Annotated in this window: 19 protein-coding genes; all 19 read left to right on the top strand. The window is 71.8% G+C overall.

The features are described from left to right. Window positions 1–388 precede the first annotated feature (388 nt). The 19 genes from mraZ (at window position 389) to PIJ49_RS15815 (ending at window position 20,938) form a co-directional block, all read left to right on the top strand. Complete coding sequence (mraZ, locus tag PIJ49_RS15905) at window positions 389–820, top strand: division/cell wall cluster transcriptional repressor MraZ (RefSeq protein ID WP_058729729.1); 432 nt, start codon at window positions 389–391, stop codon at window positions 818–820. Between the two features lie 108 nt (window positions 821–928). After that, on the top strand, window positions 929–1,885 hold the full coding sequence (gene rsmH, locus PIJ49_RS15900) for a 16S rRNA (cytosine(1402)-N(4))-methyltransferase RsmH (RefSeq protein ID WP_066653737.1): 957 nt from the start codon (window positions 929–931) through the stop codon (window positions 1,883–1,885). Between the two features lies 1 nt (window position 1,886). Further along, the gene (gene ftsL / locus PIJ49_RS15895; RefSeq protein ID WP_271827043.1) at window positions 1,887–2,633 is read left to right on the top strand and encodes a cell division protein FtsL; all 747 of its coding nucleotides are present in this window, start codon (window positions 1,887–1,889) and stop codon (window positions 2,631–2,633) included. Window positions 2,634–2,682: 49 nt separating this feature from the next. Further along, entirely contained in the window at window positions 2,683–4,452 is a 1,770-nt protein-coding gene (locus tag PIJ49_RS15890; RefSeq protein WP_066653741.1) for a peptidoglycan D,D-transpeptidase FtsI family protein, read from the top strand. A 14-nt stretch (window positions 4,453–4,466) separates the two neighbouring features. After that, window positions 4,467–6,092 (top strand): Mur ligase family protein, encoded by a 1,626-nt coding sequence (locus PIJ49_RS15885; RefSeq protein ID WP_066658047.1) that lies wholly within the window; start codon window positions 4,467–4,469, stop codon window positions 6,090–6,092. Continuing rightward, window positions 6,089–7,585, top strand: a complete 1,497-nt coding sequence (locus PIJ49_RS15880; RefSeq protein ID WP_271827042.1) for a UDP-N-acetylmuramoyl-tripeptide--D-alanyl-D-alanine ligase — start codon at window positions 6,089–6,091, stop codon at window positions 7,583–7,585. Before PIJ49_RS15885 ends, PIJ49_RS15880 begins: the two co-directional genes overlap by 4 nt. Next, complete coding sequence (mraY, locus tag PIJ49_RS15875) at window positions 7,582–8,685, top strand: phospho-N-acetylmuramoyl-pentapeptide-transferase (RefSeq protein ID WP_066653744.1); 1,104 nt, start codon at window positions 7,582–7,584, stop codon at window positions 8,683–8,685. The genes PIJ49_RS15880 and mraY overlap by 4 nt, the downstream gene beginning before the upstream one ends. After that, window positions 8,675–10,204, top strand: a complete 1,530-nt coding sequence (gene murD / locus PIJ49_RS15870) for a UDP-N-acetylmuramoyl-L-alanine--D-glutamate ligase (protein WP_271827041.1) — start codon at window positions 8,675–8,677, stop codon at window positions 10,202–10,204. Before mraY ends, murD begins: the two co-directional genes overlap by 11 nt. Then, window positions 10,173–11,477 carry a putative lipid II flippase FtsW gene (ftsW, locus tag PIJ49_RS15865; RefSeq protein WP_209683083.1) on the top strand — a complete coding sequence of 435 codons (1,305 nt, stop codon included), beginning with the start codon at window positions 10,173–10,175 and terminating at the stop codon, window positions 11,475–11,477. Before murD ends, ftsW begins: the two co-directional genes overlap by 32 nt. After that, window positions 11,474–12,574, top strand: a complete 1,101-nt coding sequence (locus tag PIJ49_RS15860) for a UDP-N-acetylglucosamine--N-acetylmuramyl-(pentapeptide) pyrophosphoryl-undecaprenol N-acetylglucosamine transferase (protein ID WP_271827039.1) — start codon at window positions 11,474–11,476, stop codon at window positions 12,572–12,574. The genes ftsW and PIJ49_RS15860 overlap by 4 nt, the downstream gene beginning before the upstream one ends. Further along, window positions 12,571–13,998 (top strand): UDP-N-acetylmuramate--L-alanine ligase, encoded by a 1,428-nt coding sequence (murC, locus tag PIJ49_RS15855; RefSeq protein WP_066653754.1) that lies wholly within the window; start codon window positions 12,571–12,573, stop codon window positions 13,996–13,998. The genes PIJ49_RS15860 and murC overlap by 4 nt, the downstream gene beginning before the upstream one ends. Further along, window positions 13,995–15,377: a cell division protein FtsQ/DivIB gene (locus PIJ49_RS15850; RefSeq protein ID WP_271827038.1), complete on the top strand. Its 1,383-nt coding sequence runs from the start codon at window positions 13,995–13,997 to the stop codon at window positions 15,375–15,377. The genes murC and PIJ49_RS15850 overlap by 4 nt, the downstream gene beginning before the upstream one ends. A 191-nt stretch (window positions 15,378–15,568) precedes the next feature. Beyond that, window positions 15,569–16,732 (top strand): cell division protein FtsZ, encoded by a 1,164-nt coding sequence (ftsZ, locus tag PIJ49_RS15845; RefSeq protein WP_066653758.1) that lies wholly within the window; start codon window positions 15,569–15,571, stop codon window positions 16,730–16,732. Between the two features lie 8 nt (window positions 16,733–16,740). Beyond that, the gene (locus tag PIJ49_RS15840; RefSeq protein ID WP_066653762.1) at window positions 16,741–17,460 is read left to right on the top strand and encodes a YggS family pyridoxal phosphate-dependent enzyme; all 720 of its coding nucleotides are present in this window, start codon (window positions 16,741–16,743) and stop codon (window positions 17,458–17,460) included. A gap of 43 nt (window positions 17,461–17,503) precedes the next feature. Next, entirely contained in the window at window positions 17,504–18,091 is a 588-nt protein-coding gene (locus tag PIJ49_RS15835) for a cell division protein SepF (RefSeq protein WP_251154939.1), read from the top strand. 79 nt (window positions 18,092–18,170) lie between these two features. After that, window positions 18,171–18,461 carry a YggT family protein gene (locus PIJ49_RS15830; protein WP_396137142.1) on the top strand — a complete coding sequence of 97 codons (291 nt, stop codon included), beginning with the start codon at window positions 18,171–18,173 and terminating at the stop codon, window positions 18,459–18,461. A gap of 184 nt (window positions 18,462–18,645) precedes the next feature. Beyond that, the gene (locus PIJ49_RS15825) at window positions 18,646–19,341 is read left to right on the top strand and encodes a DivIVA domain-containing protein (RefSeq protein WP_066653770.1); all 696 of its coding nucleotides are present in this window, start codon (window positions 18,646–18,648) and stop codon (window positions 19,339–19,341) included. 2 nt (window positions 19,342–19,343) lie between these two features. Beyond that, window positions 19,344–20,012: a signal peptidase II gene (gene lspA, locus PIJ49_RS15820; protein ID WP_235426561.1), complete on the top strand. Its 669-nt coding sequence runs from the start codon at window positions 19,344–19,346 to the stop codon at window positions 20,010–20,012. Further along, window positions 20,009–20,938, top strand: a complete 930-nt coding sequence (locus PIJ49_RS15815; RefSeq protein ID WP_066653773.1) for an RluA family pseudouridine synthase — start codon at window positions 20,009–20,011, stop codon at window positions 20,936–20,938. The genes lspA and PIJ49_RS15815 overlap by 4 nt, the downstream gene beginning before the upstream one ends. The last annotated feature ends 409 nt before the right edge of the window (window positions 20,939–21,347 follow it).

Genomic DNA, 21,347 nt, shown 5'->3' with positions numbered 1-21,347 from the left:
ACGGCGCGACGCGCGCGACGGCGCGACGGCGCGACGGCGCGAGGGGCGCGAGGGGCGCGACGTGCGCCACGGGCGCGATGGGGCGATGGGCGTGAGCACGCATCGGACGGGAGGCGCGGGGCGGTCGTGCGCCGAGCCTCCCGTCCGGCGCGCCCTCGGCTGCTCCCGAGCCTGCGAATGTCCTCCACTTCCCTCCACCCCCTCCACTCCGCTCCACGTCTGCGTGCTTCCGGGGAAGTGACTCGCAGAGAGGCGAGCTACGAGCTCCGGTGACCACCCCAGATCGGGGGATCGGGGCAGATTCGGGAGCGCCGACCGTTCCGCGGGGAGCGAAGTGGAGTAAAGTGGGGATCACGACGGTCCGGTGGAGCGGAGGGGAGGCCCCGACGTGCTGCTCGGTACCCATGCCCCGAAGCTGGACGAGAAGGGTCGCGTGATCCTCCCCGCCAAGTTCCGGGACGAACTGTCCGGCGGACTCGTGATGACCCGTGGGCAGGAGCGCTGCGTCGTCGTCTTCAGTGCGGACACGTTCGAGCAACTGCACGAACGGATCCGGACGGCTCCGATGACGTCGAAGCGCACCCGGGACTACATGCGCCTGTTCCTCTCCGGAGCGAGCGCGGAGACCCCGGACAAGCAGAACCGCGTGACGATCCCGCAGAACCTCCGTGAGTACGCGGGGCTCGAACGGGACCTCACGGTCATCGGCAGCGGTGACCGTGCCGAGATCTGGTCGACCCCCGCGTGGGAGGCCTACTACGCCGAGGTCGAAGAGGGCTTCGCCGACAACGACGAGGAGGTGATCCCGGGGATCTTCTGATCCGCGGATCGGGACTCCCAGCCGTGGTGCCCTGACACACCTTCCCCGGTGTCAGGTCGCATGGATGGGGATCCGGGTGCGTGGCCCAGACGGTCACAGGGGCTGCACATGGCCGAAGACCAGCCGAAGTTCCCGCACACGCCGGTGATGCTCCAGCGCATCGTCGACCTGTTCGTCCCGGCCCTCGACGGCCCGGGCAAGGTCGTCGTCGACGCGACCCTCGGCATGGGCGGCCACTCCGAGGCGCTGCTCGAACGGTTCCCGGAGCTCACGCTCATCGGGCTCGACCGGGACACCGACGCCCTCGGCATCGCGGGGGAGCGGCTCGCTCGCTTCGGCGACCGCGTGCGCCTCGTCCACACCGTGTACGACGGGATCGTCGACGCGGTCGAGGGCGAGGGCTTCCGTCAGGTCGACGGCGTGCTGTTCGACCTCGGCGTCAGCTCGCTGCAGCTCGACCGTGCCGAGCGCGGGTTCGCCTACAGCCAGGACGCCCCGCTCGACATGCGGATGGACCGGACCGAGGGGCAGACCGCCGCCGACGTCCTCGCGACCTACGACGAGGGCGAGCTGCGCCGGATCTTCCAGCGGTACGGCGAGGAGAAGCTCGCCGGCCGGTACGCCCGCGCGATCGTCGAGCGTCGCACCGAGCGCCCGTTCGAGATGTCGGGTGACCTCGTCCAGGTGCTGCACGACGCGACACCCGTGGCCGTGCAGCGGCAGGGGCACCCGGCCAAGCGCGTGTTCCAGGCGCTCCGCATCGAGGTCAACGCCGAGCTCGCCGTGCTCGAGCGGGCGATCCCCGCCGCGCTCGACGTGATCGCGGTCGGTGGTCGGATCGTCGTCGAGTCGTACCAGTCGCTCGAGGACCGCCTCGTGAAGCGGGCACTGGTCGAGCGCACGACCTCGAGCGCCCCGGCAGGACTACCCGTCGAGCTGCCGGAGCACGCTCCCACCTACTCCCTCGTCGTCAAGGGCGCGGAACTGGCCGACGAGGCCGAACGCGCCGCCAACCCCCGAGCCATCCCCGTGCGCCTGCGCGCGGCCGAGCGGATCCGGAAGTGACATGAGCACGAACCTCGCACTCGTCGACCCCGTCGGCGCACCGACCCGTGCCCCGCACCCACCGCGCCGGGAGCGACCCGAGCTCGTCGAGGTCGCGCCGTCCAGGGCGCAGCGCCGAGCACGGCCGAAGATCGCCTACGCGGTGGTCGGCGTCGTGTCGCTCGGTGTGCTGCTCCTCGCGCAGCTCGGCATCAGCATGGTGCTGAGCCAGGGGGCGTACACGCTGGACTCGCTCGGCGCCGAGCAGACGGGGCTCTCCCGGACGCAGCAGTCGCTCTCCGAGGAGCTCCGGGTGCTCGACTCGCCGCAGAACCTGGCGCGCAACGCGAAGGCGCTGGGGATGATCGCGAACTCCACCCCGGTGTACCTCGACCCGAAGACCGGCCACGTGTACGGCACGCCGACCCCGGCGGCCCCCGACGAGGCGACCGCGAGCGGCGACAACCAGGTGCCGAACGCGCTCCTCGACCCGGTCCCGCTCGCCGCCGGCCCGGACGCGTCCGCCGGCGGGGCGAGCACGACCGACGGTGCCGCCGGCACCGGTGCGACCCCGGCCGACGGCACCACGAGCACGACCGGCGGCAGCCCGGACACCAGCGCGGGCGGGACGTCGGCGACCGGTGCCCAGCAGGCTGCTGCGACGGCCGACACTGAGAAGAGCGCAGGCACCAGCGAGTCGGGACGGACCGGCTCGACCACCGACGTAGAGTCCGACGCGAACCCGCTCCAGGCACCCACCACCCGGTGACCTGCGGGCGGGATCAGACTGCCGCACCACCCGGGAAGGACCGCACCGCGTGACGAAGACGATCCGCAACCCTCGACTGCGCTACAGCGTGGTGATCATCGCCGTGATCGCCCTCGTGGCGGTCTTCGTGATCCGACTGGTCGACATCCAGGTGGTGCAGGCAGCGGCGCTGAACGAGGCGTCGAAGGCGAAGCGGAGCATCCCGGTCACCATCTACGGCAACCGCGGTGCCATCGTCGACCGCAACGGCACCGAACTCGCGGAGAGCGTCAACCGCTACAACATCGTCACCTCGCCACGACTCGTCGCGGGCTTCGACGGCAAGCTCGGTGGCGAGCGCACGAAGAAGGTCTCGGTGGACGACGCCCTGCAGGCGTTGGCGAAGGCGTCCGGCGGTGACGTGCAGGCGATGCAGAAGGCGATCGCCGCCGACCCGAAGTCGGACTTCGCCTACCTGGTCAAGGGGCTCGACGTGAAGCACTACGAGGCGGTCGTCGCCCTCGGCATCCCGTGGGTCTACAAGGAGCAGCAGTCCGCCCGCGTCTACCCGATGGGTGCCACCGGCGGTGCGCTGACCGGGTTCATGGGCACCGACGGCGCCCAGGCCGGCCTCGAGTACTCGTACGACCAGTGCCTCGCGGGCAAGAACGGCTCGGAGACGTACGAGCGCGGCGAGGACGGCGTGCAGCTCCCCGGGAGCACCCGGACGACGGAGCAGGCCAAGGACGGCGGCACGCTCGAGACCACCATCGACAGCGACCTGCAGTACATGGCGCAGCAGACGATCGCGTCGGCGGCGCAGTCGCTGCAGGCGGAGTCCGCGACCGCGACCGTCGTGGACGTCAAGACCGGTGAGCTCCTCGCCGTCGCCGACTGGCCCACCGTGGACCCGAACGACGTCGACGCGACCACGGACAAGGGTGCGTACGGCTCGCGTGCGCTGACCTCGACCTACGAGCCCGGTTCGACCATCAAGGCGGCGATCGCGGCCGCGCTCATCGACCAGGGCAAGTCGAGCCCGACCGACCGAGCGGTGGTGCCGTACTCGCGGTCCTTCCCGTGGGGCGGCAAGATCCAGGACTCCGAGCTCCACCCGACCGAGAACCTGACGCTGACCGGCATCCTGCAGAACTCCTCGAACGTCGGCATCACCGAGCTCGGCGAGCGGCTGTCGACCCAGCAGCGGTACGACTACATGAAGAAGTTCGGCCTGTTCGAGCCCGAGTCGGCGATCCAGTACCCCGGCCAGCCGGGCATGCAGTACGGCGCGAGCCCGGACTGGGACCAGCAGACGAACATCAACTCGATGTTCGGGCAGGGCATCTCGACGACCGCCGTCCAGGTCGCGAGCGTGTTCCAGACCCTCGCCAACCAGGGTGTCCGGATCCCGCTCCACATGGTGAAGGGCTGCAAGACCTCGGACGGCAAGATGATCGACGCGCCCGACGTGGAGGGCACGCGCGTCGTGTCCGCTGCGGCAGCCGACCAGACCGTCAAGATGCTGCAGAGCGTGGTCACGGGCGGCACGCTCGTCGGGATGAAGCCGATCTCCGGCTACAACATCGCGGCGAAGACCGGTACCGCCGAGGTCGCCGAGGGCGGGAAGGGCTACGGCGGCCAGCGCATCACCTCGGTGGCCGGAATGGCACCCGCCGAGGACCCCCAGTATGTTGTCACGGTGACGTTCACGAAGCCGCAGACCAACAAGTGGTCCAGCGGAGCGGCTCCGGCGTTCCGCACTCTCATGTCCCAGGTGCTCGAGAAGTACCGAGTAGCCCCCTCCACGGCCGAGGCGCAGCTGTACCCGTCCACGTGGTGAGGAAGAAGGAGCACTTGTCCGCACGGATCCCCCCGGTCCTCCGACCCGAACACCCGACCCCGAGGAGCGTCGCCGAACTCGCGAACGCGTTCGGCATGCGCGTGGTCGGCTCCGTCGACGCCGTCGAGACGACGGGCGTCACGCTGAGCGCTGCCGAGGTGCAGCCGGGTGACCTGTTCGTCGGCGTGCACGGCGCGAACCGACACGGCGCCCAGTTCGCGACCGAGGCCGCCGAACGCGGTGCCGTCGCGGTGCTGACCGACGCCGACGGCGTCGCACTCGCCGAGCCCTCCGGCCTGCCGGTGCTGGTGGTCGAGGACCCGCGCGCCGCGCTCGGCGACGTCTCGGCGTGGGTCTACCGCACCCACCCGGACGAGGCCACCGACCTGCCGCAGCTCTTCGCGACGACGGGCACGAACGGCAAGACCAGCACGTCGTACATCCTCGAGGGCATCCTCAAGCAGCTCGGCCTGGTCACCGGCCTCAGCTCGACCGCGGAGCGCCACATCGGCTCGCTCAGCGTGACGAGCCGCTTGACCACCCCCGAGGCGAGCGAGATGCACGCGCTCCTGGCCCGCATGCGCGAGTCCGAGGTCCGCGCCGTCGCCGTCGAGGTCAGCGCCCAGGCCCTGAGCCGCCACCGCGTCGACGGCATCGTGTTCGACGTCGCCGGGTTCACGAACCTGTCCCACGACCACCTCGACGACTACGCCGACATGGAGGAGTACTACCAGGCGAAGCTCCCGCTGTTCCAGCCCGAGCACGCCCGTCGCGGCGTCGTCTCGCTGGACACCGACTGGGGGCACCGCGTGGTGCAGGACTCCCGCATCCCCGTCACGACGATCACGGTGCACCCCGAGGTCGAGGCCGAGTGGCACGTCGACATCGTCGAGGCGCACGCCGCCTACACCGAGTTCCGCCTCACCGGGCCCGAGGGGCGCGAGCTCACGACCCGTGTGCCGCTCATCGGCTGGCACATGGCGGCCAACGCGGCGCTCGCGATCGTGATGCTCGTCGAGGGCGGGTTCGAGCTCGGCGCCATCGCGCACGCCCTCGGCTCGAACCACCGGCACTACGCGGACGAGACCGACGAGCAGCCGGTCAGCGCCATCGAGTGCTACCTGCCCGGTCGGACCGAGCGGGTGTCGGGGGACGCCGGCCCGAGCGTCTACGTCGACTTCGGTCACAGCGCCGACGCCTTCGAGAACACGCTGGCGGCCGTCCGGCAGTTCACGCCGGGCAGGGTCCTCATGCTCTTCGGCGCCGACGGCGACCGCGACACGACGAAGCGCGGCGACATGGCGCGCGTCGCCGCCGCGGGGAGCGACATCCTCGTCGTCACGGACCACCACCCGCGCTTCGAGGACGCCGCGTCCATCCGGAAGACCCTGGTCGACGCCGCGCGCGAGGCCTACCCGGACCACGAGACGTACGAGGTCAGCCCGCCGGAGGCGGCGATCCGCACGGCCGTGAGCCTGGTCGGCGACGGGGACTCGATCCTCTGGGCCGGCCCCGGCCACCAGGACTACCGCGACATCGCGGGCGTCCGGACGCCCTACTCGGCGCGTGACGAGGCCCGGCAGGCACTGCGCGAGGCCGGCTGGGAGCCGAACTCCGGCCCGGCGGAGGAGACCCGATGATCGCCCTGACCCTCGCCGAGATCGCCGCCGCGATCGGCGGCGAGCTCGTCAGCGGTGCCCCGGAGCAGGTCGTCGACGGCAGCGTCGAGACCGACTCGCGCCTCGTCGACACCGGCAGCGTGTTCTTCGCGCTGCTCGGGGAGGAGACCGACGGCCACCGCTTCGTGCCGAACGCGGTCGAGGCCGGTGCGGCCCTGGTCGTGACCGAGCGCGCCGTCGACCTGCCCGACGGCGCCGGCACCGCGCAGGTCGTCGTGTCCGACGGCTACGCCGCCCTCGCCGCCCTCGCGCACGAGGTCGTGGCGCGGGTCCGCGCCTCGAGCGCCCACCGCGTCGACGAGCAGGGACTGCCGGCGCCGCTGCGCGTCGTCGGGATCACCGGCTCGAACGGCAAGACGAGCACCAAGAACATGCTCCGCACGATCCTCGAGCAGCACGGTGCGACCGTGGCGCCGCAGGGATCGTTCAACAACCACGTCGGCGCCCCCGTCTCGATGCTCCGCATCACCCACGACACGCGGTTCCTCGTCGTGGAGATGGGTGCCAGCGGCCAGGGGCACATCGCCAAGCTCGTCGCGATCGCCGAGCCGGACGTCGGCGTCGTCCTGAAGGTCGGGCTCGCACACGCCGGCGAGTTCGGCGGGATCGAGGCGACCCAGCGCGCGAAGTCGGAGATGGTCACCGACCTGCCCGCCACCGCGACCGCACTGCTCAACGTGGACGACGACCGCGTCGCGTCCATGCGTGCCCTCACCGACGCGACCGTCGTCGGCTTCGGCACGTCCGCCGGCGCGGACTACCGCGTCTCCGGCATCGAGACGGACCGCAGCGGTACGCGCTTCACGCTCACCGCGCCTCCCGTCCCGGCCGAGGCCGCCGCGGACCGTCCTGGAGGCACGTCCCCGGTCCCGCAGACCGTCGACGTCCGCCTCGCCATCCTCGGCGAGCACCACGCGATGAACGCGTCGGCCGCCCTCACCGTCGCCCACCTGTGGGGCGTCCCGCTCGCCGCCGGCGCCGAGGCGCTCGCGTCGATGACGCGGGCCGAGCGCTGGCGCATGGAGCTGCTCCAGGGCGGACCGGAGGGCGTGACCGTCATCAACGACGCCTACAACGCGTCGCCGGACTCGACGGCCGCGGCGCTCCGCACCCTGGCGCAGGTCGTGCGTCCGGGGGAGCGCTCCGTCGCCGTGCTCGGCGAGATGGCGGAGCTCGGGGAGTTCTCGACGGAGGAGCACGACCGCATCGGTCGGCTCGTCGTCCGTCTCGGCATCGGACAGCTCGTGGTCGTCGGACCCGGCGCCGCGCCGATCCACCTTGCCGCCACCCTCGAGGGATCGTGGGACGGCGAGTCCGTGTACATCGAGGACGTCGACGCAGCCGTCCACGCCCTGCAGGAGATGGTCCGCCCCGGCGACGTCGTCCTCGTCAAGTCCTCGAAGTCCGCCGAACTGCGATTCCTCGGCGACCGCCTCGGAGGTGTCACCGAATGATCGCGCTCCTCGTCGCCGGCGCCGTGGCGCTGGTGTTCACACTGCTGCTCACACCGCTCTTCATCAAGCTGTTCCACCGCCTCGGCTGGGGACAGTTCATCCGTGACGACGGCCCGCAGTCACACCACACGAAGCGCGGTACCGCCACCATGGGCGGCATCGTCCTGATCATCGGCGCGGTGCTCGGCTACTTCGTCGGACACCTGGTGGGCCGCGACTCGGTCACGCTGTCCGGACTGCTCGTGCTCTTCCTCATGGTCGGGCTCGGGTTCGTCGGGTTCATCGACGACTTCCTCAAGGTCCGTCGGCAGCGGAGCCTCGGGCTCGGCGGCTGGGCGAAGGTCCTGGGGCAGGTCATCGTCGGCGTCGTGTTCGCGACGATCGCCCTCGTCGTGCCGACCGGCAACGGCAAGCCCCCGGCATCGACGATGATCTCCGCGATCCGCGACGTCCCGTGGTTGGACTTCATGGTGCTCGGAACCGTCATCGGGACGATCCTGTACCTCGCGTGGATCGTGCTGCTGACGGTGTCCACGTCGAACGGCGTGAACGTCGCCGACGGGCTGGACGGCCTCGCCACCGGCTCGAGCATCCTGGCGATCGGGTCGTACGTCATCATCGGCTTCTGGCAGTCGAACCAGATCTGCGGCGGCGTCCGACTCGACGAGAGCACCGCGCACGCCTGCTACAGCACGTCCGACCCGCTCGACCTCGCGGTCGTCGCGGCCGCGGTCTGCGGTGGCCTGATCGGGTTCCTCTGGTACAACACCTCGCCGGCGCAGATCTTCCTCGGTGACACCGGCTCGCTCGGCCTCGGCGGAGCGCTGGCCGGCCTGGCGATCCTCAGCCGCACCGAGCTGCTGCTGATCCTCATCGGTGGCCTGTTCTTCATCGTGACCGGCTCGGTCATCCTGCAGCGCGCCTACTTCAAGATCACCCACGGCAAGCGCATCTTCCGGATGAGCCCGCTGCACCACCACTTCGAGCTGAAGGGGTGGGCCGAGGTGACCGTCGTCGTCCGGTTCTGGATCATCGCGGGGCTCTGCGTCGCGGCCGGTGTCGGGCTCTTCTACCTGGAGTGGATCGCCCGTGTCGGCTGACGCCCGCCTCGAAGGACTCGACAGCTGGTACGCCGAGGGCTGGAAGGGGCTGCGGGTCGCCGTGCTCGGCCTCGGCTCGACCGGCTTCTCCGTCGCCGACACGCTCGTGGAGCTCGGCAGCGACGTGGTCGTCCTCGCGCCGGACGGACCGGCCGACACCGTGGAGCTGCTCGACGTGATCGGCGCCCGGTTCGAGCGCACGTCGCTCGACACCGTGCCGGCCGCCCTCGTGGCCCAGGCCCCGGACGTCGTCGTCGTGTCGCCCGGTCTGCCGCCGCACAACGCCACGGTCCGCTGGGCGGTCGAGCACAGCACCGTGTGGGGTGACATCGAGCTCGCCTGGCGCGTGCGCGACAAGGTCGTCCGTGGCCCGATCGCCGCACCGTGGGTGACCATCACGGGGACGAACGGCAAGACCACGACCACGCAGCTGACGACCGCGATGTTCGCGGCCGCCGGGCTCCGCGCGGTCGCCTGCGGGAACATCGGCGTACCGGTGCTCGACGTCGTCCGTGACCCGGAGGGCTTCGACGTGCTGGTCGTCGAGCTCTCGAGCCACCAGCTGCACTACATGCCCACCTCGGGCGACGGTGCCGTCGTCCCGCTCTCGAGCACCTGCCTCAACATCGCGGACGACCACCTCGAGTGGCACGGGTCCGCCGAGGCGTACCGCGCGGCGAAGGCCAAGGTCTACGAGCGCACCGTGACGGCCTGCGTCTACAACACCTCGGACGAGGCGACCCGTCGCATGGTCGAGGGCGCCGACGTGGTCGAGGGGTGCCGTGCCGTGGGCTTCACGCCCGGGGTCCCCGCGCCGGGCGACGTCGGGATCGTGGACGACGTGCTCTGCGACCGCGCCTTCACCGAGGACCGGCGCAACAGCGCGCTCGAGTTCGCCACCGTGGCGGACCTCGAGCAGGCCGGGCTCGCCAGTCCGCACATGACCATGAACGTCCTCGCCGCGGCCGCCCTCGCGCGTGCCGCCGCCGTCGAGCCCGCGCACATCCGCGCTGCCGTGCAGGGCTTCCGCGCCGACCACCACCGGACCGAGCACGTCGCGACGGCGGACGGCGTCGCCTGGGTCGACGACTCGAAGGCGACCAACCCGCACGCCGCCACGGCATCGCTGGCATCGTTCGAGACCGTCGTCTGGATCGTCGGCGGGCAGTTCAAGGGCGTCGACATCGACGGCCTCGTCGAGCGCTTCGGCCCCACGGCCCGAGCGGTCGTCGTCATCGGGACGGACCGCACACCGGTGCTCGAGGCATTCGCGCGACACGCGCCGACGGTCCCGGTCCTGCAGGTCGAGGCGACGGACACTGATCACGTCATGCCCGAGGCGGTCCGGCATGCCGCATCGGTCGCACGACCGGGCGACACGGTCCTCCTCGCCCCCGCGGCGGCGTCGTTCGACCAGTTCGGTTCGTACGCGGACCGGGGGCGCCGGTTCGCGGCGGCGGTCCACGAACACCTGGGAGGCACAGCCGATGGCGACCACGGATCTCCCGAGCGGCCGTAGCGGCGGCCGCACGACGGGCAGCACCGGACACACGGGAACCGCGTCCGCGGGCGGCGAGCACGCCGGTCCGCAGCGCCGTGCGCGGGGCGCCGTCGTCGCGGTCAAGAACGTCTTCGTCGCCGAGTCGAGCACCTTCTACACGATCCTGGGCGTCACGCTCTTCCTCGTCGTGTTCGGCGTCGTGATGGTGCTGTCGTCGTCGAGCGTCGAGCAGTACGCCGCCACCCACGACTTCTTCGGCGCAGCGTCCAAGCAGGGGCTGTACGCCGTGCTCGGCGTCCCGCTCATGCTCGTCGCGAGCCGCGTCCCCGCGCGTCTCTGGCGGAAGTGGGCGATGCGGATCCTCGCCGCGGCGCTGGTCCTGCAGCTGCTCGTCTACACGCCGCTCGGCATCGAGATCCAGGGCAACCGGAACTGGATCAAGCTCGGCTCGTTCAGCGCCCAGCCGTCCGAGGCCGTCAAGCTCGGCATCGCCCTGGCCGTCGGCGCGATCATCTACGTGAAGCGTGACCGGCTGCGGGAGTGGAAGGAACTGTTCGTGCCGGTCGGCATCGCGACGGTGCTGCCGCTCGGGATGGTGCTGCTCGGCGGTGACCAGGGAACCGCGATGATCATGCTGGTCCTGCTGCTCGGTGCGCTCTTCATCGGGGGCGCGCGGGCGAAGCACCTGCTCGTCATCCTCGGGGCGGTCGCCGTCGTGCTGCCGTTCGTCACGATGGCGTCGGCCTCGCGGCAGTACCGCATCAACGCGTGGCTCTCCGGCTGCACCGACTCGAACCAGTACCAGGACCTCTGTTGGCAGCCCGTGCACGGCATGTGGGCCCTGGCGTCCGGTGGCGTGTTCGGCGTCGGCCTGGGCAACTCGAAGGCGAAGTGGTCGTGGCTGCCCGAGGCGGACAACGACTACATCTTCGCGATCATCGGCGAGGAACTCGGGCTCATCGGCGCCGTGGTCGTGCTGGCGCTGTTCATCGTCCTCGCGGTCAGCATGATCAAGGTCATCCGCCAGTCGGACGACCCGTTCGTCCGGACGGTCACGGGCGCGATCCTCGCCTGGATCATCGGGCAGGCGCTCGTCAACATCGCGGTGGTGCTCGGCCTGCTGCCGGTCCTCGGCGTGCCGCTGCCGCTCATCTCGGCCGGAGGATCGGCCCTCATAATGACCCTCGTGGCGATCGGCGTCGTGCTGTCCTTCGCCCGCGAACTGCCCGGCAAGGGCCGGACCGCGGCACCGCGCGCCGGCTCCGCACCACAGAACGGAGTGCTCCGGTGAGCACCTACCTCTTCGCCGGCGGTGGCACCGCCGGACACGTCAACCCGCTGCTCGCGGTCGCCGACCGGCTGACCGAACAGGACCCGGACGCCCGCGTGCTCGTCCTCGGCACCGCCGAGGGGCTCGAGTCGCGACTCGTGCCGATGCGCGGTTACGAGCTGTTGACGATCCCGCGCCTGCCCTTCCCGCGCCGGCTCGACGCCCGGGCGCTCCGGTTCCCCGGCGGCTTCCTCGGTGCGGTCCGACGCACCGAGCGCTTCATCCGCGAGCACGACGTCGAGGTCGTCCTGGGCGTCGGCGGCTACGCGGCGGCGCCGGCGTACATCGCTGCGAAGCGGACCGGGACGCCGATCGTCGTGCACGAGCAGAACGCCAAGCCCGGGCTCGCGAACCGGCTCGCCGCCCTGCTGACCCGGCACGTGGGCCTGACGTTCTCGAACACCCACCTGCGCCACGGACGCGTGGTCGGGATGCCGCTCCGCAGGGAGGTCGAGACGCTCGACCGCCGTGCCGCGCGGGCCGAGGGCCTGGCCGAGTTCGGCCTCGACGCGGACCGCCCGGTGCTGCTCGTCACGGGCGGCTCGTCCGGTGCGCGGAGCATCAACACGACGGCGAACCGCTCGGCGACGGCGATCGTCGACGCCGGGTGGCAGGTCCTGCACGTCGTCGGCGGCAAGTCGGACATCGGACCGAGCGACCTCGACGGCTACCACGTCCTGCCGTACTGCGACCGCATGGACCTGGCCTACGCCGCGTCCGACTTCGTCGTGTCCCGCTCGGGTGCCGGCATGGTGTGCGAGCTGACGGCCGTCGGGTTGCCGAGCGTGCTCGTACCGTACCCGGTCGGCAACGGCGAGCAGCGGCACAACGCGGCGGACGTCGTCGGCGCCGGGGGAGCGGTGCTCGTCGACGACGCGGCGTTCACGGACGAGTGGGTGACGTTCCAGCTGCTGCCGATCCTGCGTGACCGTGCGCGGATCGCCGACATGGCCGTCCGAGCCGGCAGCGTCGGACACCGCGACGGGGCGGACCGGATGACGGCCCTCGTACGCGAGGCCGCGCAGCGCACCAGCACCAGCACCACGGAGGAACGATGACCATCAAGCCGGACCTGACCCAGCCGATCCCGGACGACCTCGGCACGGTCCACTTCGTCGGCATCGGCGGCTCCGGGATGAGCGGCATCGCGCGGATGTTCCTGGCCGCCGGGCACCGGGTCACGGGCAGCGACTCCCGCGAGACCGCGACGACCGGCACGATGCGCGACCTCGGTGCCGAGGTGCACATCGGCCACGACGCCGCGAACCTCGCCGACGCCGACACCGTGGTGGTCACGAGCGCGCTGTGGCCGGACAACCCCGAGCTCCTCGAGGCGCAGCGTCGCGGGCTCCCGGTGCTGCACCGGTCCCAGGCCCTCGCCGCGCTGATCGCCGAGCACCGCCTCGTCGCGGTCGCGGGCGCGCACGGCAAGACCACCTCGACGGGCATGATCGTGACCGCCATGGTCGAGCTCGGTCTCGACCCGAGCTTCGTCAACGGCGGCGTCATCCAGTCGCTCGGCACGAGTTCGGCCCCCGGTGGCAGCGACCTGTTCGTCGTCGAGGCGGACGAGTCCGACGGGTCCTTCCTGCTCTACGACGTCGCGGTCGCGCTCATCACGAACGTGGACGCCGACCACCTCGACCACTACGGCAGCGAGCAGGCCTTCATCGACGCCTTCGTCGAGTTCGCCGCGAAGGCGAGCGAGCGCATCGTCGTGTCGAGCGACGACGCGGGCGCGAAGCGCGTCACCGAGGGCGTGCGGGCACGCGAGCACGCGCCCGAGGTCGTCACGTTCGGCGAGGCCGCCGACGCCGACGTCCGCATCGAGCGCATCGTCGAGGCGGCGAGCGTCGAGGTCGACCTCCGCGCCGGCGGGGAACAGCACCACATGACGCTCCGGGTGCCCGGCCGCCACAACGCCGTCAACGCGGTGGGCGCCTTCGCGGTGCTCACCGGGCTGGGTGTCGCACCCGCCGACGCGATCCGGGGGATCGAGGCGTTCGGCGGCACCGAGCGTCGCTTCGAGCTGCACGGTGTCGAGCGCGGGGTCTCGGTGTACGACGACTACGCGCACCACCCGACGGAGGTCGCGGCCGCGCTCCGCGCAGCACGCAACGTCGTCGGCGACGGTCGGATCATCGCGATCCACCAGCCGCACCTGTACTCGCGCACGCGGCTCATGGCCGGCGACTTCGCCCGCGTCTACGAGGAGCTGGCCGACCACACGGTCGTGCTCGACGTGTACGGCGCCCGCGAGGACCCGGAGCCCGGCGTCACGGGCGCCCTCGTGCAGGAGCGCTTCGTCGACCAGTCCAGGGTCGAGTTCCTGCCGGACTGGGACGACGCCGCTGCACGCGCGGCCGAGGTCGCCCGCGACGGTGACATCGTCATGACGCTCAGCTGCGGCGACGTCTACCGGATCATCCCGCAGGTGCTCGGCGCGCTGCGGCACGACGGCGACGGGGACCGCGCGCAGTGAAGCGTCCCGAGGGCTTCGACGGGCGTCCGGAGGAACCGGAGGCCCCGGCCGACGGTGCCCGCGCCCCGCGGCAGCGCCGTGGTCCCCTGACGTCGCGTCGACCGGCACGCGGCGCGGCGGCGGACGGCCGGGAGGCGCGACCCACCACCGCCCCGCCGGCCCCCGTCGACGAGCCGGTCGCCCCCACCGCCGCGCCAGGTCCCGACGAGCACCGCGCGACGCCGAGATCCTCGTCGAAGCCGCCGTCTGCGCAGGGTCAGCGCGAGCGTGCGGGCGCCCTCGCCGGCGCCGCCGGCCGCCGCCTCGGTGCCGGCTGGTCGACCGTGGCCGAGCGCCTGCGCGAGTACACCCCGGACGAGGACCACGCGGGCAGGACGTCCGCCGCTGCCCGTGACGGCGGCGCCGCGTCGCGCCCCGGTGCGGACACCGCGCCCCGCGGTGCGGGCGCGACCACGGCCGACCCGACGACGGAGGAGCCCACCCCGGACGACGCGACCGGTGCGGCCACCGTCACCGACGTGATCGACGCGCCCGGTGCTGCCCGCCCGGCGGCCGACGACGAGCACGGGTCCTCGATCGGTGCCGGCGTCCGCGCTGCCGAGACCGCGCGCGAGGCACGGGTGGCGAGGCGTCGCCGTCGGCTGCTCGAGCGGGCCGAGGTGCGGCGCTTCACCCGGCGTGCACGACACCGCCGTGCTGCCTGGATCACCGCGGGCACCGTCGTGGTGGTCTTCGGCGCGTCGATCCTGGTCGCCGTCTACTCACCGCTGATGGCCCTGCGCACGATCGAGGTCCGCGGCACCGAGCGCGTCGACGCGACCGCGCTCCGCCAGGCGCTCTCCGACCAGGTGGGCACCCCGCTGGCCCGCATCGACTTCGGCGAGGTCAAGCGCGACATCGCCGGCTTCCCGCTGATCGAGAGCTACGTCACCGAGGAGGTCCCGCCGCACACCCTCGTCGTGACCGTCACGGAGCGGACGCCCGTCGTCGCCGTCCGTTCGGGGGACTCGTTCGACCTGGTCGACCCGGCGGGCATCGTGGTGCAGTCGTCGCCGGACCGTCCGGAGGGTGTGCCGGTCGCCGACGTGCAGCGCGCCGAGCTCGGCTCGCCGGTGTTCCGGACGATGACCGAGGTCGTGCTGTCGCTGCCGTCGACGGTCCGTCGGCAGGTCACGGACGTCCGGGCGACCACCGCCGACGACGTCACGCTCACGCTCGACGACGGGTCGACCGTGGTCTGGGGCAGCCCGGACGCCTCCGACGCGAAGGCGTCGCTGCTCGCGGCCCTCGTCGCGGACCACGCGTCGCGCGATCCCGACACCGAGGTCGAGTTCGACGTCTCGGCACCGGACAACGGCATCGTCCGACCGGCGCAGTGACGAGCGGAGGGTCCGACGACCACCGCCGAGCCGCTCGCGGCGGGAATCTCGGCGACGCGATCCGCGACACGCGGCGTGGCGGGGCGACAGCCCGCGGAGCGCACCCGTAGCGTCGTGGAAGCACCGCAACTACCAGCATTGCCCCTGAACTTCAAGTAGAGGTTGAGGGTTCGACCGGAGGCCCGACTGACGTGACCACGAACCACAACTACCTCGCCGTCATCAAGGTCGTCGGTGTCGGCGGCGGCGGCGTGAACGCCGTGAACCGCATGATCGAGCTGGGCCTCCGTGGGGTCGAGTTCATCGCGATCAACACCGACGCGCAGGCGCTGCTGCTCAGCGACGCCGACGTCAAGCTCGACGTCGGTCGTGAGATCACCCGGGGCCTCGGCGCCGGCGCGGACCCCGAGGTCGGCCGTCGTGCCGCCGAGGACCACGCCGAGGAGATCGAGGAGGCCCTCGCGGGCGCCGACATGGTCTTCGTCACCGCGGGTGAGGGCGGCGGTACCGGCACCGGCGGTGCGCCCGTCGTCGCACGGATCGCGAAGTCGATCGGTGCGCTCACCATCGGCGTCGTCACGAAGCCGTTCAGCTTCGAGGGCAAGCGTCGGCAGTCCCAGGCCGAGAACGGCGTCGCCGGACTCAAGGACGAGGTCGACACGCTCATCGTCGTGCCGAACGACCGCCTGCTCGAGATCAGCGACCGTGGCATCTCGATGGTCGAGGCCTTCGCGACCGCCGACCAGGTGCTGCTCGCGGGTGTCCAGGGCATCACCGACCTCATCACCACCCCTGGTCTCATCAACCTCGACTTCGCGGACGTCAAGAGCGTCATGCAGGGTGCCGGTTCGGCCCTCATGGGCATCGGCTCGTCCCGCGGGGCGGACCGTGCGATCAAGGCGGCCGAGCTCGCCGTCGCGTCGCCGCTGCTCGAGGCCTCGATCGACGGCGCGCACGGTGTGCTCCTGTCGATCCAGGGTGGGTCGAACCTCGGCATCTTCGAGATCAACGACGCCGCCCGCCTGGTGCAGGAGGCCGTCCACCCCGAGGCCAACATCATCTTCGGTGCCGTCATCGACGACACCCTCGGCGACGAGGTCCGCGTGACCGTCATCGCCGCGGGCTTCGACGGCGGCGAGCCGGGCGCGCAGCAGAAGGAGCGTCGCTCCAGCTGGGTCGAGGCGGACTCCGGCACGTCGTCTGCGGCGTCGTCGGCCGGCACCGGCGCGATCGAGGACACCGCGACCAGCGCGCCGTCCTGGTCGACGCAGGAGCACGAGGCGCCCGTGCGTCGTGCCGCCGACCCGGCGTTCGACGACGACGACGAGCTCGACGTCCCCGACTTCCTGAAGTAAGCCGACCCATGGCAGGTGATGCGCGCCTCCAGACCGTCGACCGTGACGGACTGGAGGCGCGTCTCGCGTCCGTCCGCGCGTCCGTCGCCGACGCCGCCCGGTCCGCCGGGCGCTCGGCCGACGACCTCACGCTCGTCGTCGTGACGAAGTACCACCCGGCGTCGCTGGTCCGCGAGCTCGCCGCACTCGGGGTCACCGACGTGGGGGAGAACCGGCACCAGGAGGCGCAGGCCAAGGCCGCCGAGCTGGCCGACCTCGACCTGACGTGGCACTTCGTCGGTCAGCTGCAGTCGAAGAAGGCGCGGCAGGTGCGCCGCTACGCCGACGTCGTGCAGTCGCTCGACCGCGACTCCGTCGTCGATGCCTTCGCGCCGACCGAGACCGAGCCGGAGCCCCGGGTGGTCGACGGTTTCGTGCAGGTCAACCTGACCGACGACCCCGATCGTGGTGGCGTCCAGCCGGACGCGGTCGAGGCGATGGTCGAACGGGTCCTGCGCACCGGCACGATCCGACTCCGCGGCGTGATGGCGGTCGCGCCCCTCGACGAGGAGCCCCGACGGGCCTTCGCGCGGCTCCGCGACGTCTCCGACCGGGTCGCGGCGATCGCCCCCGACGCGACCGACATCTCGGCCGGCATGAGCGGGGACCACGCCGAGGCGATCGCGGAGGGCGCGACACACCTGCGGATCGGGACCGCAATCACGGGAAACCGGCCGGCCGCGCCCTAGCCTCGTTGCAGGGCACCCACGAGCACCGATCTCCGGAGGAACCATGGCGAACCCGCTCAAGAAGACGATGGTCTACCTCGGCCTCGCCGACGAGGAACTGTACGAGGACGAGCAGCAGCAGCAGGCCGCGCCGACGCGCCAGGCCGCCGCCCCTGCCGCGGCTCCCGCTGCAGCTCCGGCCGCGCAGGCTCCGGCCGCCGCTGCGCCCGCAGCCGCTGCCCCGGCGGCGGCAGCTCCCGCAGCGGTCCCCGCCGAGCCCAAGACGCACACCCACCAGCGCGGCGCCCAGGTCACCCCGCTCCGCCGCTCGCACACGACCGCACAGAAGGCGACCCCGGTCCAGGAAATGAACGAGATCCTCACCGTCCACCCGCGCGAGTACAAGGACGCCCAGTCCATCGCCGAGAGCTTCCGCGACGGCATCCCCGTCATCATCAACCTCTCGCAGATGACCGAGTCGGACGCCCGCCGCATGATCGACTTCGCGTCGGGCCTGTCGCTCGGCCTGTACGGCAAGATCGAGCGCGTGACGAACAAGGTCTTCCTGCTGTCGCCGGCCCACGTCGCGGTGAGCGGTGAGCCCGCTGAGGTAGAGTCCGACATCGAGGCGTCCTTCTTCGCCCAGTCCTGAGCCGTACCCCGGTTCACCCCGCCCCGTGCGGTCGCCATGACGGCGGACGCACCCGAGCCGAGCGAGCCCCATCGTGTCCGTGGTCTTCGGGATCCTCTCCTTCGCCCTCCTGCTCTACTTCTTCGTGATGTGGGGTCGGTTCGCGTTCGACATCGTCCAGGCGTACAACCGGTCCTGGCGTCCTCGTGGCGCCCTGCTCGTGGTCGCGGACGTGGTGTACACGCTGACCGATCCGCCCATCAGGTTCGTCCGACGCCTGCTCCCGCCGCTCCGACTGGGGCCGGTGGCGCTCGACTTCGGGTGGACGATCGTCATGCTCGTCGTGATCATCCTCCGGGTGATCGTCGGCGGTCTCGCACGCGGGTTCTGAGCCCGCGCCCACCGCGACACGCGCCACGCCGCGACGAACGTCGCGGTTCCCCTCCGGCCGCGGTGTACGGTGGTCGGGATCGATGTCCGCTCCGGCGGGCATCCGCACCGCTCGTGGTGGCTGGTAGATTCGGTCGCGACGCAAGTGGTTCCACACGTTCAGCAGTTCTATTGAGGTGACGGCAATGGCTTTGACGCCGGAAGACGTAGTCAACAAGCGGTTCCAGCCGACGAAGTTCCGCGAGGGCTACGACCAGGACGAGGTCGACGACTTCCTGGACGAGGTCGTCGTCGAGCTCCGCCGCCTGACGGCCGAGAACGACGAGCTCCGCCAGCGCCTGCAGGCCGCCGAGTCGGCGCCGAAGCCGGCCGCCGCCGAGCAGTCCGTCGAGCAGCAGCCCGAGTCGACCCCCGAGCCCGAGCCGGCCCCCGTCGCCGCTGCTCCGGAGCCCGCGCCGGTCGCCGCCGCTGCTCCGGCGCCGTCGACCGTCCCGGCCGACGAGGACACCGAGGGCACCACGAACCTCCTCACGCTCGCTCGTCGTCTGCACGAGGAGCACGTCCGCGAGGGCATCGAGAAGCGCGACGCGCTCATCGCCGAGGGCACCGCGCAGGCAGCTCGCCTGGTCTCCGAGGCCGAGGCCAAGCAGCGCCAGATCATCGCCGACACCGAGAACACCAACCGCCAGCGCGTCGCCGTGCTCGAGGGCGAGCAGCGTCAGCTCGAGGGCAAGATCGACGAGCTCCGCACGTTCGAGCGCGACTACCGTGCGCAGCTCAAGAGCTACATCCAGGGTCAGCTCGCCGAGCTCGACGGGTCCGGCTCGCAGGAGTCCGGCCTCACCCCCGCGCCGGCGTCGGCGCAGGGCTTCGGCAACTGACGTTGGTCCGACCAGCACCAACGGCGAAGGTCAGTGTCCGCGCGATCGCGGCACTGGCCTTCGCCGCTGTGGTCGTGGTGGCGCTCGACCAGGGCGTGAAGGCGCTCGTCGTCGCGCACCTGCCGTACGGACAGGTGGTCCCCGTCCTCGGTGACGCGCTCCAGCTGCTCTACGTCCGGAACCCCGGTGCCGCGTTCTCCTTCGCGGTGAACATGACCTGGGTGTTCTCGATCGTGTCGACCGCGGTCGTCGTCGGCATCATCGTGTTCGCCCGTCGCATCCGGTCCATGTGGTGGGCGATCGTGCTCGGCATGCTCCTCGGCGGGGCGCTCGGCAACCTGCTCGACCGGCTCTTCCGCGAACCGGGCTTCGGCCGCGGTCACGTGGTGGACTTCATCTCGACGCCGTGGATGATGCCGGCGATCTACAACATCGCCGACTCGTTCATCTGCGTGAGCATGGTCGTCTTCGTCCTGCTCGTCATCGTCGGCGTGAACCTCGACGGCACCCGTGCCCTCTCAGCGAAGCAGCAGCGCGCTGCGGAGGCGGCGGCCCGCTCCTCGGTCGCCGACGGGGCGGAGCCGTCCCGCGCCTCCCATCCGGTGGTGGCGGAGCCCGACCCGCGCGCGCCGCGCGACGGTCGTGACGTCCTCGGGCACGACGCGACGTGAGCGAGCAGCGTTCCCTGCCCGTGCCCGACGGCCTCGCCGGCGAGCGGGTCGACGCGGCCATCGCGAAGCTCCTCGGGTTCTCGCGATCCTTCGCGGCCGAGGTCGTCGCGGCCGGCGGCGTCCGCGTGGACGGCGTCGAGGTCGGCAAGTCCGACCGGCTGCACGCCGACTCCTGGCTCGAGGTCGAGTGGTCCCCGAAGGAGCCCCCGCGCATCGTGCCGGTCGAGGTCCCGGGCATGCGGGTCGTGCACGACGACGAAGACATCGTCGTCGTCGACAAGCCGATCGGCGTCGCCGCGCACCCGTCGCCCGGGTGGGACGGGCCGACGGTGCCCGGTGGGCTCGCCGCGGCCGGCTTCACCATCGCGACCTCCGGCGCCGCCGAGCGGGCGGGGATCGTGCACCGGCTCGACGTCGGGACCTCGGGCCTGATGGTCGTCGCGAAGACGGAGCTCGCGTACACGCACCTCAAGCGGGCGTTCAAGGAGCGCACCGTCGAGAAGGTCTACCACGCGCTGGCGCAGGGGCACCCGGATCCGACGTCGGGGACCATCGACGCACCCATCGGACGGCACCCGTCGAGCGACTGGAAGTTCGCGGTCACGGCCGACGGCAAGCCGAGCGTGACGCACTACGAGACGCTCGAGGCGTTCCGGTCGGCGAGCCTGCTCGAGGTGCACCTGGAGACCGGGCGGACGCACCAGATCCGCGTGCACATGGCGGCGACGAAGCACCCGCTCGTCGGCGACACGATGTACGGCGCCGACCCGGTGCTGGCGTCCGAGCTCGGACTGACGCGGCAGTGGCTCGACGCGGTGCGACTCGGGTTCGAGCACCCGCGGACGGGCGCGTGGGTGGAGTTCCGGGCCGAGTACCCGGACGACCTGCAGCAGGCGCTCGACCGCATCCGCGCCGCCTCGGCGTAGGCCGGCCGCGGCGCGGGCGGCGCGCCGAGCGGGCCGCGGGCGCGCCGAGCGGGCAGTATCTGTCACATCCGGTGCCCTCGCCCGACGTGTTCCGCCCGCTCGGCGGAACACGCACGGCGTGTCCTGCCCGCTCGTTCGGGCCTGGAACGGCGCACGTCGGGACGGGAGGCGCGTGGCGGGCCCGCCGCGCGCCTCCCGTCCGCCGTCGGGTGGCGTCCCGCGTCGGGTCCCGAGCGGGCAGTATCCGTCACGCTCGGCGGAACTACCCGACGTGTTCCGCCCGCTCGGCGGAACACACGCGGCGTGTCCTGCCCGCTCGTTCGGGCCTGGAGCGGCGCACGTCGGGACGGGAGGCGCGTGGCGGGCCCGCCGCGCGCCTCCCGTCCGCCGTCGGGTGGCGTCCCGCGTC

Origin of the sequence: Curtobacterium uvaldense, assembly GCF_028307415.1 — a bacterium.
In the GTDB taxonomy this organism is placed as follows: domain Bacteria; phylum Actinomycetota; class Actinomycetes; order Actinomycetales; family Microbacteriaceae; genus Curtobacterium.
This window is presented reverse-complemented; position numbering and strand designations above follow the sequence as displayed.

Coding starts and splice junctions, on each gene's coding strand:
- PIJ49_RS15840 (WP_066653762.1), top strand. CDS start 16,741: ATGGCAGGTGATGCGCGCCTCCAGACCGTCGACCGTGACGGACTGGAG.
- rsmH (WP_066653737.1), top strand. CDS start 929: ATGGCCGAAGACCAGCCGAAGTTCCCGCACACGCCGGTGATGCTCCAG.
- PIJ49_RS15825 (WP_066653770.1), top strand. CDS start 18,646: ATGGCTTTGACGCCGGAAGACGTAGTCAACAAGCGGTTCCAGCCGACG.
- ftsW (WP_209683083.1), top strand. CDS start 10,173: ATGGCGACCACGGATCTCCCGAGCGGCCGTAGCGGCGGCCGCACGACG.
- murC (WP_066653754.1), top strand. CDS start 12,571: ATGACCATCAAGCCGGACCTGACCCAGCCGATCCCGGACGACCTCGGC.
- PIJ49_RS15880 (WP_271827042.1), top strand. CDS start 6,089: ATGATCGCCCTGACCCTCGCCGAGATCGCCGCCGCGATCGGCGGCGAG.
- mraY (WP_066653744.1), top strand. CDS start 7,582: ATGATCGCGCTCCTCGTCGCCGGCGCCGTGGCGCTGGTGTTCACACTG.
- ftsL (WP_271827043.1), top strand. CDS start 1,887: ATGAGCACGAACCTCGCACTCGTCGACCCCGTCGGCGCACCGACCCGT.
- PIJ49_RS15835 (WP_251154939.1), top strand. CDS start 17,504: ATGGCGAACCCGCTCAAGAAGACGATGGTCTACCTCGGCCTCGCCGAC.